Source organism: Rathayibacter sp. PhB152 (genome assembly GCF_003751395.1).
Lineage (GTDB): Bacteria > Actinomycetota > Actinomycetes > Actinomycetales > Microbacteriaceae > Rathayibacter > Rathayibacter festucae.
The window spans coordinates 508,465-520,418 of sequence record NZ_RJUT01000002.1 but is presented as its reverse complement, the minus strand read 5'-3'; the positions used below and the strand labels follow the sequence as shown (position 1 = coordinate 520,418).

The following is an 11,954-nucleotide window of genomic DNA, read 5'->3' as shown; positions in this document are numbered from 1 at the left end:
ACCTCCGGTGCTGTGCGCATTCCGCACGGCTCGGGCGCTGGAATAGAGTCGGCGCGTGAGCTACGACGCCGCCCCCGCCCGCTACGACGCCATGGACTACCGACGCGCAGGACGGAGCGGGCTGAAGCTGCCCGCCCTCTCGCTCGGCCTCTGGCACAACTTCGGATCCGACCGCCCCCTCGACACCCAGCGCGCGATCCTGCGCCGCGCGTTCGACCTGGGGATCACCCACTTCGACCTCGCGAACAACTACGGCCCGCCGTACGGCGCCGCCGAGACCGCGTTCGGCCGCCTCTTCGCCGAGGACTTCCGCCCGTACCGCGACGAGATGATCATCTCCTCCAAGGCCGGCTACGACATGTGGCCCGGCCCCTACGGCGACGGCGGCTCGCGCAAGTACCTGCTCTCCTCGCTCGATCAGAGCCTGACCCGGCTCGGACTCGACTACGTCGACGTGTTCTACTCGCACCGCCCCGACGCCGAGACGCCGATCGAGGAGACGATGGGCGCGCTGGTCTCGGCCGTCGAGCAGGGCAAGGCGCTCTACGTCGGCATCTCGAACTACAGCCCGGAGCAGACCCGCGCCGCCGAGGCCGCCCTGGCCGGAAGCGGCGTGCACCTGCTGCTGCACCAGCCGCGCTACTCCCTCTTCGACCGCCACATCGAGGACGGCCTCTTCCCGGTCCTCGACGAGATCGGCACGGGCTGCATCGTCTTCTCGCCGCTCGCCCAGGGCCTGCTGACCGACCGCTACCTCGACGGCACGGTGCCCGCGGGCTCCCGCGCGGCGACCTCGCGCTTCCTCTCCTCCGACCGGATCGACGGGAAGTACCTCGAGCGGGCCCGCGGTCTGAACGCGATCGCCGAGGGCCGCGGCCAGACCCTCGCGCAGCTCGCCCTGAGCTGGGTCCTGCGCGTGCCGACGGTCACCAGCGCCATCATCGGCGCCTCGAGCGTCGCCCAGCTGGAGCAGAACGTCGCGGCCCTCGAAGCCGGACCGCTGACCGAGTCGGAGACCGCCGCGATCGAGGAGTTCGCGGTGCACGGGACGTCGCTGAACTGACGGCCCTGACCTGACCGCCGCGGGCCGGCGGCGATGTCGGTGGTCGCTCGTAGTCTGCGAGAGCACTCGGCCGGTGGGTGCTCCCGCATTCGACGACCAGCAGGAGGAAGCAGTGTCCCTCACCACCCTTCACGCCACCCGCGTCCCGCCCACCCTCACCCGCGTGAACGCCCGCCTCTGGCGCGTGAGCACCGGAACCGGCTCGATCGTCGGCCACGTCGAGCTCGTCGAGGGCCCGCAGGGCGAGAAGTACCGTGCCCGGCTGCTGCGCGCGGGCATGCCGGCCGGCGCCGAGATCGGCGAGTTCTGGAGCGTCGAGGACGCCGTCGAGGTCTTCCGGGTGGCCTGAGCCCCGGCTCGGCGCGCCGATCCCCCGGGGGTCGGCGCGCCTGACCGGCGTGCCGCCGGGCCCCGGGCTAACGTTCGGCTCATGCAGTGGTGGAACGAATTCGTGACCTGGGTCCAGACGGCCGAAGGGCGCCAGTCGGTGTTCGTCGGCGCACTCGTCCTCCTCGCCGTGATCGTCGGGGTGATCGTGGCCGCCCTCGTCCTCCGCTCGGCGATCGCGCGCCTCATCCGGCAGCAGGAGCACGAGCGCAAGAACGCGGTCATCGCGACGCTGATCGATGCCGCGGTCGACGCCTCCGCCTGGAACGTGCTCAGCCAGTCCGAGCGCATCCTCAGCGACCGCGCCGCCGCGCAGGCCGAGACGCACCTCCGCCTGCTCCCCGTCAAGGGCTCGGGAGTCGCCGCCAACTGGGCCGCGCACGAGCTCGCCGACCTCAAGCACACCTCGTCGACCGGCGGGTACCAGACGCAGGCGAGCGTCGGCGAGTTCCGCGACCGCCTCGTGCTCTGGCGCGACAAGCCGAACCGCGCCCGGAAGGCGTTCCTCGCCGACCTCGAGCGCTGGCGCTTCTCGGAGACCTCGCGTCCCGAGACGCCGAAGACCGGTGCCTCGACGGAGGGCTCGAACGAGCGCTCCCCCGAGCCCGTCCGCACGACCCCTGCGACCCCTGCGGCCGCTGCGGCGACCCCGGTGGTCGTCGGTGCCGGCTCGAGCACCGAGCCTACCGCCGCCTTCGAGCGGCCGTCGACGCCGACCATCGTCCTGCCGCCCGCCTCCGACGGCCCGCACAACGACGAAACGCGCCGACTTCTCGCCGACGTCGACCGCCTCGACGTCCCGTCGCGCGAGCGGCCCGTCGAGGAGCTGCCGCCCGTCGAGCAGCGCGCCACGAGCACGGAGGCGGACTCCGCGGAGGAGCCGGACGAGTCCTCGGCCGAGCGCGACCAGAGCGCCGCTACCACCCGGACGGCCGAGTAGCCGTCCCAGGGAAGAAGAGAAGGCCCCGATCGCGAATGCGATCGGGGCCTTCTCCGTGGTGCAGTTCGTACGCCTCAGACGTGCGCATCTCGAGCACGAGCGACTCGACCGACCAGCACAGCGAGGGGCGCCGCGATGATCGTCCACGCGACGGCGATTCCGCCGAGAATGGCGAGGAGCAACATGGTCGTACCTCCGTTTCTTACGTCGTTGTAATTCCGGTGCACGACCAGCCTAGGGGCGGGTGGAGGGGCGGAACGGCTGATGCGGCGAAACACGCCGGTGTTGCTCAGATATCTGCACTGTGCTAGCAGCGCACGGACCGCGAGCACGCGTCCGGGGGACCTGCCGACCCGCGTCCGGGTGGCACGAGCGGAAGGGGCTCGACGGAGGGGATCCGACGGGCGGGCGGAGCGATCGCCGCGGTCGTCGTGACGCGGAAGTGCCCCCGGCAGGACTCGAACCTGCGACCGTCAGATTAGAAGGCTGCTGCTCTATCCGCTGAGCTACGGGGGCGTCTCGCCAGGCTACTACGGCGCCTCCACGGGGCGGTCTCGCCACGGCGCCGGCAGCAGGGCCGGGTCAGGCGCCCTGCACGAGACCCAGCACGCCGACGACCAGGGAGACGACGGCGAGCAGCAGCGAGATCCCGATCAGGATCGTGTGGACGCGGAGGAAGGTCGTGGCGCGGCCGGAGGCGTCGCGGGCCCGCGGGTCCTTGCGCACCCGGCGGAGGAACGGCGGCCAGACGACGGCGTTCCAGACGGCGTTGGCGATCAGCAGCACGCAGACGAGGATCATCACGGAGAACGAGTCTAGGAGGCGCTCCCCCGCCGCCGCGGTCGTGTCGGTGGCCGCGGATAGACTTCGGCGCATGAGTAGCGCCCCCGACCGTCTTGTCTGGATCGACTGCGAGATGACGGGACTCGACCTCGCCGTCGACGAGCTCGTCGAGATCGCCGTGATCGTCACCGACTTCGATCTCGAACCCCTCGACGAGGGGCTGTCGATCGTCATCCGCCCCGACGCGTCGGCGCTGGAGAACATGGGCGACTTCGTCCGGAACATGCACGAGACGTCGGGCCTCCTGAAGGAGATCCCGGACGGCGTGAGCGTCGCCGAGGCCGAGTACGAGGTCCTCGAGTACGTGCTCAAGCACGTCCCCGCCGAGCAGCAGGCTCCGCTCGCCGGCAACTCGATCGGGACCGACCGGGCGTTCCTGGTCAAGTTCATGCCGCGTCTCGACGCGCACCTGCACTACCGCAACGTCGACGTCTCGACCGTGAAGGAGCTGGCCCGCCGCTGGTTCCCGCGCATCTACTTCAACGCCCCGGCCAAGCACGGCGGCCACCGCGCCCTCGCGGACATCCTCGAGAGCATCCGCGAGCTCCGCTTCTACCGCCGGGCCGTCTTCGTCCCCGAGCCGGGCCCCACATCCGCCGAGGTGCAGGCCGTCTCGGCCGCCGTCGTGGACGAGTTCGCCTCGCGGATGTAGTACTCTCGTACAGTTGCTTCGCGGGTTCGCCCCGCGGAACACCGTCCTGGTGGGTATAGCTCAGTTGGCAGAGCGCCTGGTTGTGGTCTAGGAGGTCGCGGGTTCGAGCCCCGTTACTCACCCCAGTTGTAGAGAAACCAGCTCGGAAGGCCCGGAGTCGATGGCTCCGGGCCTTCCGTCTTTCCGCCGCCGGAGATCCGCTCCCCCACCCGATCGACGACGAGAGGCCAGGCGATGCTCACCCTCGACGAGGCCGAGTTCGAGACGCTGGTCGTCGCCGAGCTCGACGCCCTCCCGGACGACATGGTCGACGGGCTCGAGAACGTCGTCTTCGTGGTCGAGGACCGTCCCGAGGACGGCTCGCTCGACCTGCTCGGCCTCTACGACGGCGTCGCCCTGACCGAGCGCGAGCGCTACGGCTTCGGCGAGATGCCCGACCGGATCATCCTCTACCGCGAGCCGCACCTCGCCGCCTGCGAGACCCTCGACGAGCTGCGCGACGAGATCCACGTCACCCTCGTGCACGAGATCGCGCACTTCTACGGCATCGACGACGACCGCCTGCACGAGCTCGGCTGGGCCTGACCCGTCAACCTGGAGCGATGGCCTCCGGGTCGCTCGAGTCGAGCACCAGGTCGGCGCCCTCGCGGGGACGCTCGCGTGCGCAGTAGCGCCGGAACTGCTCGTCCCAGGAGTCCCAATGCGGCTCGAAGAGCGCGCCGTCGCGGGCGAGGGCGCGCTGCTTCCGCTGCGCCTCGTCCGCCTCGATCCAGACGGTGAGGTCGGCGAAGCGCCGGCTCCGCTCCCCCGCGGCGCCGCAGCCCTCGAGCAGGAGGAGCGGTGCCTCGGCGGTGCGCGGGCCGGCGGTCGTGGCGGCCGCCCAGTTCCAGGCCTGCCAGCGCGCGCCGAGCCCGAGCGCGTGCGGCCCGACGATCCGGTCCGCCGCGATCGCGACCGAGCGGTCCAGCCCCGACCAGCCGGGGTAGACGTCGTCCATCCGCACGAGCGCGGCCGCGGGAGCGCGGGCGGACCGCCGCAGCTCCGCCAGCAGCGCCAGCGCGAACGTCGACTTCCCCGAGCCGCTCGGGCCGTCGAGCAGCACCGTGCGCGCCCGGCGGGCGACGAGGCCGGCGGCGAGTGTCCGCGCGGTCGCCCCGGTGAGGTGCCGCGGGTCAGCCATTCAGCACGAAGCTCCAGGCGCCGGTCAGCACGGCCGCGGTCACCGCGACCGCCGCGATCGCCGCGCCGCCCAGCATCAGCAACCCGTCGAACGCGCCCAGACGCGACTCCCGCGCCCAGGTCCGCGGCGTGTCCGAGCCGAAGCCCTTCGCCTCCATCGCCGTGGCCAGGCGGCTGCCGCGCCGGATCGCCAGCACCAGCAGCGAGAAGCTGCGGGCACCGAGACTCCTCAGCGCCGCGATCGGTCCGCGTCCATCGGCCATGCCCCGCGCGCGGCGGGCCATCGCGAGGGTGCGCCAGTCGTCGGTGAGCAGGCCGACGAGGCGCATCCCGGCGAGGCCGCCGAGGACGAAGCGCGCCGGCAGCCGGAGGATCTGCGCGAGCCCGTCCGCCAGATCCGTCGGATCGGTCGTCGCGATCAGCACGACGCTCGGCAGGCCGATGGCGAGCACGCGCAGGGCGATCGCGCCGCCGAGGGCGACGGAGCCCTCCGTGACGGAGACGAAGAGGAACTGCCCCAGCACGGCGCCGCTGTCGCGCCCGTAGAGCACCGTCGTAACACCCGCGAGCGGCGCCGCGATCCAGACCGGAGCAGTACGGCGCACCAGGTCGCCGGGACGCAGCCCGACGAAGGGCAGCACGAGCAGCTCGAGCGCGAGCGCGGTCGCCGCGGACACGACGTCGACCGTCAGGATCAGGACGACGGCGATGACGAGGCTCGCGACGAGCTTCGCGACGGGGTTGGCACGGGCGATGCGGCCGCGGGCCGGGATCGCGTCCAGGAGCGTCATCCGGTCACCGCCGTCGGCTCGCCGAGGCGGACCGCCGCGTCGGCGAGGGCGGACACCAGGTGCTCGTCGTGGGTGACGGCGAGCACCGCGCGGCCGTCCGCGCGCAGCTCGGCCAGGAGATCGACGACCACGTCCCAGGTCCGCCGGTCCTGGCCGAAGGTCGGCTCGTCGAGCACGACGACGGCGGGACGCCGGACCAGCGCCGAGGCGACGGTGAGCCGCCGCTTCTCACCGCCGGAGAGGGTGAAGGGGTTCGCCTCGGCGAGGTGCGCGAGGCCGAGGCGCCCGAGCAGTTCGTCGGCGCGGCGCCGCTCCGCCTCGTCGCGTGCGCCGAGGTGCAGCTCCTGGCGGACCCGCGCCGTGAGGAACTGGTGCTCCGGCTCCTGGAACACCATCGCGACCCGATCGGCGAGCTGCCGCGAGCTCCAGCGGTGCGGGTGCGGCGACGCTCCGTCGCGCACCTCGGGAGAGGCGACGATCTCGCCCCCGGCCGGCGGGAGGAGACCGGCGAGCGTCAGGGCGAGCGTGGACTTGCCCGCGCCGTTCGGGCCCAGCACGGCGGTCACCCGGCCGGCGTCGATCGTCAGGTCGAGGCCCGTCGAGATCAGGGGCGGCGTGCGCCGGCCGAACACGGGACGGGTGAGATCGAGCGCGGCGGCGGTGAGGGCGGTCGATGCGGGTGCCGGTGACTCGACGCGCCGCTCCGGGTGCTCGCCGGGGAGCCAGACACCCGCTGCCACGAGGACACCGCGGGCGCGCTCGATCACGGGACGCGGCTCGCCGTCCGCGACGACCGTGCCGTCGGCGCCGAGCACGACGATCCGGTCGACGAGGTCGATCCAGACGTCGACGCGGTGCTCGACGACGATCAGGGTGGCGCCGGTGCGCGCCGTGGTCCGCTCGACCGCGGAGCGCACCTCCTCGACGCCGAGCGGATCGAGGTTCGCGGTCGGCTCGTCGAGCAGCAGGAGGCGGGGCTGCATCGCGAGGACGCCGGCGAGGGCGAGCCGCTGCTTCTGCCCGCCCGAGAGCGCCGAGGTCGACCGGTCGAGGGCGACGTCGAGACCGACGTCGTCGAGCGCGCGCCGCACCCGCGCCGGGATCTCCGCGCGCGGCACCCCGAGGTTCTCGCAGGCGAAGCCGACGTCGTCGCCGACGCGGGCCAGCACGGCCTGGGTGTCCGGGTCCTGGAGGACGAGTCCGGCCACTCCGCGGCGCTCCGCAGGCGAGGCGCCGTCGATGCTCAGCTCGCCCTCGCCGGCGCCGTCCTCCTCGCCGCCGAGCACCCCGGCCAGCGCGTGCAGGAGGGTGCTCTTGCCCGCGCCGGACGGGCCGAGGAGCAGGACGCGCTCGCCCGGCCGCACCTCGAGGTCGAGCCCGGTCACGGCCGCGGTCGACCGGCCCGCGTGGCGCCAGCTCCAGCCGCGGGCCCGGATCGACGCGCCGCTCATCGAGCGCCCGTGCCCGCCCCCTCGACCACGCGGCCCTCCCGGCCGGAGACGAAGCGGTCCAGCGCCCCGGAGGCGGCGAGTCCGCGCACCGCGAACCAGGGCAGGAGCCCGGCGAGGACGGCGCCGGAGACGAGCGACGAGACGACGTAGACCGTGCGGAACAGGTCGTCGACCGCGGGGTAGTAGACCAGCAGGTCGTTGACGGCGAGGGCGAGACCGGCGCCGGCACCTGCCAGCATCGCGACGAGCGGGCGTCCGCTGCGGTAGAGGAAGAGGGCGAGCACGATCTCGGCGCCGAGGCCCTGAACGAGGCCGGAGAGCAGGACGGCGAAGCCCCACTGCGTGCCGATCAGCGCCGAGACGACCGCCGCGAGCAGCTCGGTGTAGAGCGCCGCGCCGGGCTTGCGGATGATGAGGCCGCCGAGCACGCCGGCGAAGAGCCAGCCGCCGCCGAGGAGCCCGCCGAGGCCGGGGAGGAACTCGAAGGCGACGCCGAGGACGTTGGTCGCGATGCCCCACGCCCAGAAGACGATGCCGGCCGCGACGGCCACGACGCTGGCCACGACGATGTCGACGACACGCCAGCGGAGGTCCCGGGGACGGCCGGCGGAGGAGGGGGTGGACTTCTGCGCTGCTGAGTTCTGCGCGGAGGTGTTCTGCGCTGCTGAGTTCTGCGCTGCGTTGTTCTGCACTGACGTGCCCTTTCGTGGAAGCGAAACGGGGCACGGGTCGAAGAAGAGGAGATCGAAACGTTCCTTCGCTGGCATGACCCAGATCAGGTTCGACGGTCGAAGGCTGCTGCCTTCCTCTCAGCCCGGTGCACCGGACTCCCGTGTTCGTCAGCAATCATAGACAGCATGTCGTGGTCGGTGGTGCTCGTCCTCGCCGCGGTCCTCGTGGTGCTCCTGCAGGTGCTGCTCTGGCGGCGCCGCTTCCGGATCCGCCGTGAGCTGCTCAGCTACGGCACGCGGGTGTCCGGTCGGGTGGTCGCGCACGACTCGTCCCGCGGAGACGCCGCGGCGGCTCGAGATCTCGGTCGACTGCTCGTCGCCTACCGCCTCGTCGACGGCGAGGAGCGGCACCTGGTGAAGACCCCGCAGCGGCGGGGCGACGCCTGGATGGCGGGCGAGCCCGTCGCCGTCATCTACGACCCGCGGCGGCCGAACGACGCCGAGCGGCTGATCGTCGGCTTCGGCCGGACGAAGAAGACCTGGTTCACGGCGCGGCCCCAGCGCTGAGACCGCGCCCGGGCCGCTACTTCTTGAGGGCGCGGATGATCCGCGCGAGCGCCTTGCCGGAGACCCAGACCAGCGGGACGCCGACGGCGAGGACCGAGACGATGTTCGGCTGAAAGCGCAGTCCCAGGTCGTCCTTGATGTAGGCGCCGATCGGGACCACGGCACCGCCGCCGCCGCCTCCGCCGCCCTCCTGGCCGTCCTCGGAGCCGCTGCCGCCGCCGAAGCCGAACCAGCGCAGCGAGACGGGGACGAGCGAGACGCCGTCGACCTCGATCGGGTCTCCGTAGCTCGTCGCGGCACCCGCGGAGGTCACTTTGTCGGCCAGGGAGACAGCGATGTTGGGCATGGCCCGACGCTACTCCGCGGGCCGAACGGGCGACAAGCGGCGCACCGGCGCGCACAGGACTCCCCCACCTCCTCCCCGAGGTCTGCTGCGATGATCGTCGGATGCCGTCCCGCCCGCGCCGCCGCCGACCAGGTCGCGCCGCGACCGTCGCGGTCGCGAGCCTGCTGCTGGCGGCGTTCCTCGCCTTCCACCGCGTGCTGGGGGACGCGGCCGGCTGGCTGTCGGTGGTCGAGACCGCGATCCCGTGGTCCGGACTCGCGGTGCTCCTCCTCGTGGCCGCCGCGGTCGCTCTGCGCTCGCGCGGCGCCGGGGCGGCGGTGACCGTGCTCGTCATGGTCTACGGCGTGCTCGTGCTCCCGGTGGCGCTGCCCGCACCGGCGGTCCGCTCCGGATCCTTCACCGTGATCAGCCAGAACCTCGGCACCGGCGACGACGCCGGAGCGCTGGCAGCGGAGCTGGCGACGAGGGAGCCGGACGTGCTCGCCTTCCAGGAGCTCGCGGGCGAGGACCGCGAGGCGGTCGACGCGGAGCTCTCGGACGCGTACCCGCACTCCTACGTGGTCGGCACGGTCGGGCTGTGGAGCCGCACGGAGCTCTCGAACGGCGAGCCGCTCGATCTCGGGCTGGACTGGAACCGCGCCCTCGCGGTCGACGTCGACACCCCGCTCGGGGCGACGCGGCTCTTCGTGGTGCACCTCGCCTCTTTCCGCCTCGGCGATCACGCCGAGCGCGACACGATGCTGGGCGGCCTCGCCTCGGCGCTCGCGGACGACGCGTCGGACCGCACGCTCGTGGTCGGCGACTTCAACACCGCGACCGACGACCACCTGCTCGCGCCGGTCCTCGACCAGGCGGCGCTGGTCCGCACCTCCGGCATCGGCTTCCCGGCGACCTGGCCGGCTCTGCTGCCGCTGGTCTCGCTCGATCACGCTCTGGCGGACGGGGTGCCCGCCGCGACCCTCGAGGTCCTGCCGCCGAACGGCTCGGACCACCGGCCGATCAGTCTGACGATCGGTTCCGCGTAGCGAGGGTGTCGCTGATGTCGATGCCCTTGGCCGACTCCGGAGCGGAGCGCGAGAGCAGCGACGCCGGCCGGACGGCACCGGTGCCGAAGCGCGCCGAGACGCCGTCGACCGCCAGCTCGGCGTCGCGCCAGTCGTCGGAGTCGCTCCAGAGCGAGAAGGCGACGTCGTCGCCCTCGACGAGCTGCTCGCCGCGCACGCCGATCAGGCGCACCGGTCGCCGCATCGGGTTGGCCGCCTCGAGGAGCGCCGACGACGCGTCGTAGAGCACGCGCGCCACGTCCGTCGCCTCGGGCAGCGTGCGCGAGCGGGTCAGCGTGCTGAAGTCGCCGAAGCGGACCTTGACGGCGACGGTGCGGCAGCGCACCCCGGAGCGGCGCATCCGCACGGCGACCTTGTCGCAGAGGCGCAGCAGCTCGCGGCGGACCAGCTCGGGGTCGGCTACGTCGTCCGCGAAGGTGATCTCATGGCCGGCGCTCTTCTCGATCTGCCGGGTGTCGACCGGGCGGGGATCGACGCCGTTGGACAGCGCGTGCAGGCGGCGGCCGGTGGCCTCGCCGAGCGCCGAGACGAGGGAGGCGAGCGGCGTGGTCGCCACGTCGGCGACGGTCCGCAGGCCCCGGCGCACCAGCGCCTCCTCCGTGCTGGCCCCGACGCCCCAGAGCGCGCTCACCGGCAGCGGATCGAGGAAGGCCTGCACCCCGTCGGACGGCACGACGAGCAGGCCGTCGGGCTTGGAGCGGCCGGAGGCGAGCTTGGCGACGAACTTGGTGCTGGCGATGCCGACGGAGCAGGTGAGACCGAGCTCGTCGTGCACCCTCCGGCGGATCTCGGTGCCGATGGCCCAGGGCGAGCCGGAGATGCGCCGCGCGCCGGCGACGTCGAGGAACGCCTCGTCGATGCTGAGCCGCTCGACGAGCGGGGTGAAGGAGTCGAAGATCGCCATCACCCGGCGCGAGGCCTCGCGGTAGCGGTCCATGTGCGGCTCGAGGATGATCGCGTGCGGGCAGCGGCGCAGGGCGACGGCCATCGGCATGGCCGAGTTGATGCCGTACTTGCGCGCCTCGTAGGTGGCGGCGGTGACCACCGAGCGCGAGCCGATGTGCCCGACGACGACCGGCTTGCCGCGCAGCTCCGGGTGCTCGAGCAGCTCGACGGAGGCGAAGAACGCATCCATGTCGACGTGCAGGATGCTCGCGCGCGGGTCGTCGAAGGGCTCGGTGGTGACCTGCCGCCCGCTGCCGTCCTGCTTGCTCACGTTCCGCCCTGCTCGAGTGGCGCACCGCTCCCCTGACGGCGGTGCTTCCGAGGATCATGGTCGCACGCACCACCGACACCGGGCCGCCCTCGCGCGGACCCGCCCCGGTGGGAATGGCGGCGCCGCTCAGGCGGTTGACCCGAGCACCCACGATCACTCCATCGGAGAAGACATGACGCACGAGCACGAGCCCGCCTCCCCCGACTCCGACCTGAGCCTCTGGCTCGACCTGCAGGCCCGCGCGCACGCCGCGTTCGAGGTCCGCCTCGACGCTGTCGTCGACTGGACGGCGCCGACCCCCGACACCGAGTGGGACACCCGCGCGCTCGTTCTGCACGTCGTCCGCGAGCAGCAGCGCGCGCACACGCTGCTCTCCGGCGGCGACGAGTCGCCGATCCGGCTCGAGCCCGTCGCCGCCGATCTGCGGAGCGAGTGGACCCGGGTCACGACCCTGCTGCGCGCGGTGTCCCGCGAGGTCGACCCCGCCGCGGAGCTCCGCCTCGGCCGCGACACCGTCACCGCCCTGGAGCTGCTGCAGGAGCAGGTCGCCGACATCACCGTGCACACCTGGGATCTCGCGCGGGCCACCGGCAGCGAGGAGGCGATGGAGGAGGGCCTCGTCGCCGCCGTGTGGGAGCTCTTCGCCCCGCAGGAGGAGACGCTGCGCGCGAGCGGGCTGTTCGCGGCGCCCGTGCCGATCGACGCCACCGCGCCGCTGCAGAGCCGGCTGCTGGCGGTCACCGGACGCGACGACCGCCTCGCCGCCTGAGCCGCGGCACCTGAG

Annotated in this window: 15 protein-coding genes, 2 tRNA genes and 1 riboswitch; of the genes, 9 read left to right on the top strand and 8 right to left on the bottom strand. The window is 73.0% G+C overall.

Going from position 1 to position 11,954, the window contains the following annotated elements:
• Window positions 1-55 precede the first annotated feature (55 nt).
• From EDF36_RS05860 to EDF36_RS05850, 3 genes are all read left to right on the top strand, one after another.
• Window positions 56-1,063, top strand: a complete 1,008-nt coding sequence (locus EDF36_RS05860; protein WP_123732247.1) for an aldo/keto reductase — start codon at window positions 56-58, stop codon at window positions 1,061-1,063.
• Window positions 1,064-1,175: 112 nt separating this feature from the next.
• On the top strand, window positions 1,176-1,412 hold the full coding sequence (locus EDF36_RS05855; RefSeq protein WP_123732246.1) for a hypothetical protein: 237 nt from the start codon (window positions 1,176-1,178) through the stop codon (window positions 1,410-1,412).
• Window positions 1,413-1,493: 81 nt separating this feature from the next.
• The gene (locus EDF36_RS05850; RefSeq protein WP_123732245.1) at window positions 1,494-2,390 is read left to right on the top strand and encodes a hypothetical protein; all 897 of its coding nucleotides are present in this window, start codon (window positions 1,494-1,496) and stop codon (window positions 2,388-2,390) included.
• A 443-nt stretch (window positions 2,391-2,833) separates the two neighbouring features.
• On the opposite strand, the gene EDF36_RS05845 is transcribed toward EDF36_RS05850, so the two are convergent.
• Both EDF36_RS05845 and EDF36_RS05840 read right to left on the bottom strand, forming a co-directional pair.
• Window positions 2,834-2,906, bottom strand: a tRNA-Arg gene (locus tag EDF36_RS05845).
• A 66-nt stretch (window positions 2,907-2,972) separates the two neighbouring features.
• Window positions 2,973-3,191 carry an SCO4848 family membrane protein gene (locus EDF36_RS05840; RefSeq protein ID WP_123445775.1) on the bottom strand — a complete coding sequence of 73 codons (219 nt, stop codon included), beginning with the start codon at window positions 3,189-3,191 and terminating at the stop codon, window positions 2,973-2,975.
• Window positions 3,192-3,264: 73 nt separating this feature from the next.
• Here EDF36_RS05840 and orn point away from each other — a divergent pair, with 73 nt between their 5' ends.
• The 3 genes from orn to EDF36_RS05825 all read left to right on the top strand — a co-directional run bounded on the left by orn (window position 3,265) and on the right by EDF36_RS05825 (window position 4,470).
• Window positions 3,265-3,885: an oligoribonuclease gene (gene orn / locus EDF36_RS05835; protein ID WP_123445774.1), complete on the top strand. Its 621-nt coding sequence runs from the start codon at window positions 3,265-3,267 to the stop codon at window positions 3,883-3,885.
• A gap of 49 nt (window positions 3,886-3,934) precedes the next feature.
• Window positions 3,935-4,010: transfer RNA gene (locus EDF36_RS05830), tRNA-His, on the top strand.
• Between the two features lie 109 nt (window positions 4,011-4,119).
• The gene (locus EDF36_RS05825; protein WP_123445773.1) at window positions 4,120-4,470 is read left to right on the top strand and encodes a metallopeptidase family protein; all 351 of its coding nucleotides are present in this window, start codon (window positions 4,120-4,122) and stop codon (window positions 4,468-4,470) included.
• A 4-nt stretch (window positions 4,471-4,474) separates the two neighbouring features.
• On the opposite strand, the gene EDF36_RS05820 is transcribed toward EDF36_RS05825, so the two are convergent.
• From EDF36_RS05820 to EDF36_RS05805, 4 genes are read right to left on the bottom strand one after another with little or no spacing between them, the layout of a single operon-like run.
• On the bottom strand, window positions 4,475-5,065 hold the full coding sequence (locus EDF36_RS05820) for an ATP-binding protein (protein ID WP_123732244.1): 591 nt from the start codon (window positions 5,063-5,065) through the stop codon (window positions 4,475-4,477).
• The gene (locus EDF36_RS05815) at window positions 5,058-5,855 is read right to left on the bottom strand and encodes an energy-coupling factor transporter transmembrane protein EcfT (RefSeq protein WP_123732243.1); all 798 of its coding nucleotides are present in this window, start codon (window positions 5,853-5,855) and stop codon (window positions 5,058-5,060) included. The genes EDF36_RS05820 and EDF36_RS05815 overlap by 8 nt, the downstream gene beginning before the upstream one ends.
• Window positions 5,852-7,306: an ABC transporter ATP-binding protein gene (locus EDF36_RS05810; protein WP_185020378.1), complete on the bottom strand. Its 1,455-nt coding sequence runs from the start codon at window positions 7,304-7,306 to the stop codon at window positions 5,852-5,854. The genes EDF36_RS05815 and EDF36_RS05810 overlap by 4 nt, the downstream gene beginning before the upstream one ends.
• Window positions 7,303-7,998 (bottom strand): ECF transporter S component, encoded by a 696-nt coding sequence (locus EDF36_RS05805; protein WP_123732242.1) that lies wholly within the window; start codon window positions 7,996-7,998, stop codon window positions 7,303-7,305. Before EDF36_RS05805 ends, EDF36_RS05810 begins: the two co-directional genes overlap by 4 nt.
• Window positions 7,999-8,041: 43 nt before the next feature.
• A riboswitch (TPP riboswitch) is annotated at window positions 8,042-8,149 on the bottom strand.
• Window positions 8,150-8,163: 14 nt separating this feature from the next.
• Here EDF36_RS05805 and EDF36_RS05800 point away from each other — a divergent pair.
• The gene (locus EDF36_RS05800) at window positions 8,164-8,544 is read left to right on the top strand and encodes a DUF3592 domain-containing protein (RefSeq protein WP_123732241.1); all 381 of its coding nucleotides are present in this window, start codon (window positions 8,164-8,166) and stop codon (window positions 8,542-8,544) included.
• Window positions 8,545-8,560: 16 nt separating this feature from the next.
• On the opposite strand, the gene EDF36_RS05795 is transcribed toward EDF36_RS05800, so the two are convergent.
• Complete coding sequence (locus EDF36_RS05795; RefSeq protein ID WP_123445768.1) at window positions 8,561-8,890, bottom strand: hypothetical protein; 330 nt, start codon at window positions 8,888-8,890, stop codon at window positions 8,561-8,563.
• A 101-nt stretch (window positions 8,891-8,991) separates the two neighbouring features.
• On the opposite strand from EDF36_RS05795, the gene EDF36_RS05790 reads away from it, so the two are divergent.
• Entirely contained in the window at window positions 8,992-9,915 is a 924-nt protein-coding gene (locus EDF36_RS05790; protein WP_123732240.1) for an endonuclease/exonuclease/phosphatase family protein, read from the top strand.
• On the opposite strand, the gene dinB is transcribed toward EDF36_RS05790, so the two are convergent.
• Window positions 9,890-11,170 (bottom strand): DNA polymerase IV, encoded by a 1,281-nt coding sequence (dinB, locus tag EDF36_RS05785; protein ID WP_123732239.1) that lies wholly within the window; start codon window positions 11,168-11,170, stop codon window positions 9,890-9,892. The two genes, EDF36_RS05790 and dinB, sit on opposite strands and share 26 nt — an antisense overlap.
• A 172-nt stretch (window positions 11,171-11,342) precedes the next feature.
• On the opposite strand from dinB, the gene EDF36_RS05780 reads away from it, so the two are divergent.
• Window positions 11,343-11,939 carry a TIGR03086 family metal-binding protein gene (locus tag EDF36_RS05780; protein ID WP_123703434.1) on the top strand — a complete coding sequence of 199 codons (597 nt, stop codon included), beginning with the start codon at window positions 11,343-11,345 and terminating at the stop codon, window positions 11,937-11,939.
• Window positions 11,940-11,954: the final 15 nt, after the last annotated feature.

Coding starts and splice junctions, on each gene's coding strand:
- EDF36_RS05815 (WP_123732243.1), bottom strand. CDS start 5,855: ATGACGCTCCTGGACGCGATCCCGGCCCGCGGCCGCATCGCCCGTGCC.
- EDF36_RS05820 (WP_123732244.1), bottom strand. CDS start 5,065: ATGGCTGACCCGCGGCACCTCACCGGGGCGACCGCGCGGACACTCGCC.
- EDF36_RS05840 (WP_123445775.1), bottom strand. CDS start 3,191: ATGATCCTCGTCTGCGTGCTGCTGATCGCCAACGCCGTCTGGAACGCC.
- EDF36_RS05810 (WP_185020378.1), bottom strand. CDS start 7,306: ATGAGCGGCGCGTCGATCCGGGCCCGCGGCTGGAGCTGGCGCCACGCG.
- EDF36_RS05850 (WP_123732245.1), top strand. CDS start 1,494: ATGCAGTGGTGGAACGAATTCGTGACCTGGGTCCAGACGGCCGAAGGG.
- orn (WP_123445774.1), top strand. CDS start 3,265: ATGAGTAGCGCCCCCGACCGTCTTGTCTGGATCGACTGCGAGATGACG.
- EDF36_RS05800 (WP_123732241.1), top strand. CDS start 8,164: ATGTCGTGGTCGGTGGTGCTCGTCCTCGCCGCGGTCCTCGTGGTGCTC.
- EDF36_RS05780 (WP_123703434.1), top strand. CDS start 11,343: ATGACGCACGAGCACGAGCCCGCCTCCCCCGACTCCGACCTGAGCCTC.
- EDF36_RS05790 (WP_123732240.1), top strand. CDS start 8,992: ATGCCGTCCCGCCCGCGCCGCCGCCGACCAGGTCGCGCCGCGACCGTC.
- EDF36_RS05795 (WP_123445768.1), bottom strand. CDS start 8,890: ATGCCCAACATCGCTGTCTCCCTGGCCGACAAAGTGACCTCCGCGGGT.
- EDF36_RS05825 (WP_123445773.1), top strand. CDS start 4,120: ATGCTCACCCTCGACGAGGCCGAGTTCGAGACGCTGGTCGTCGCCGAG.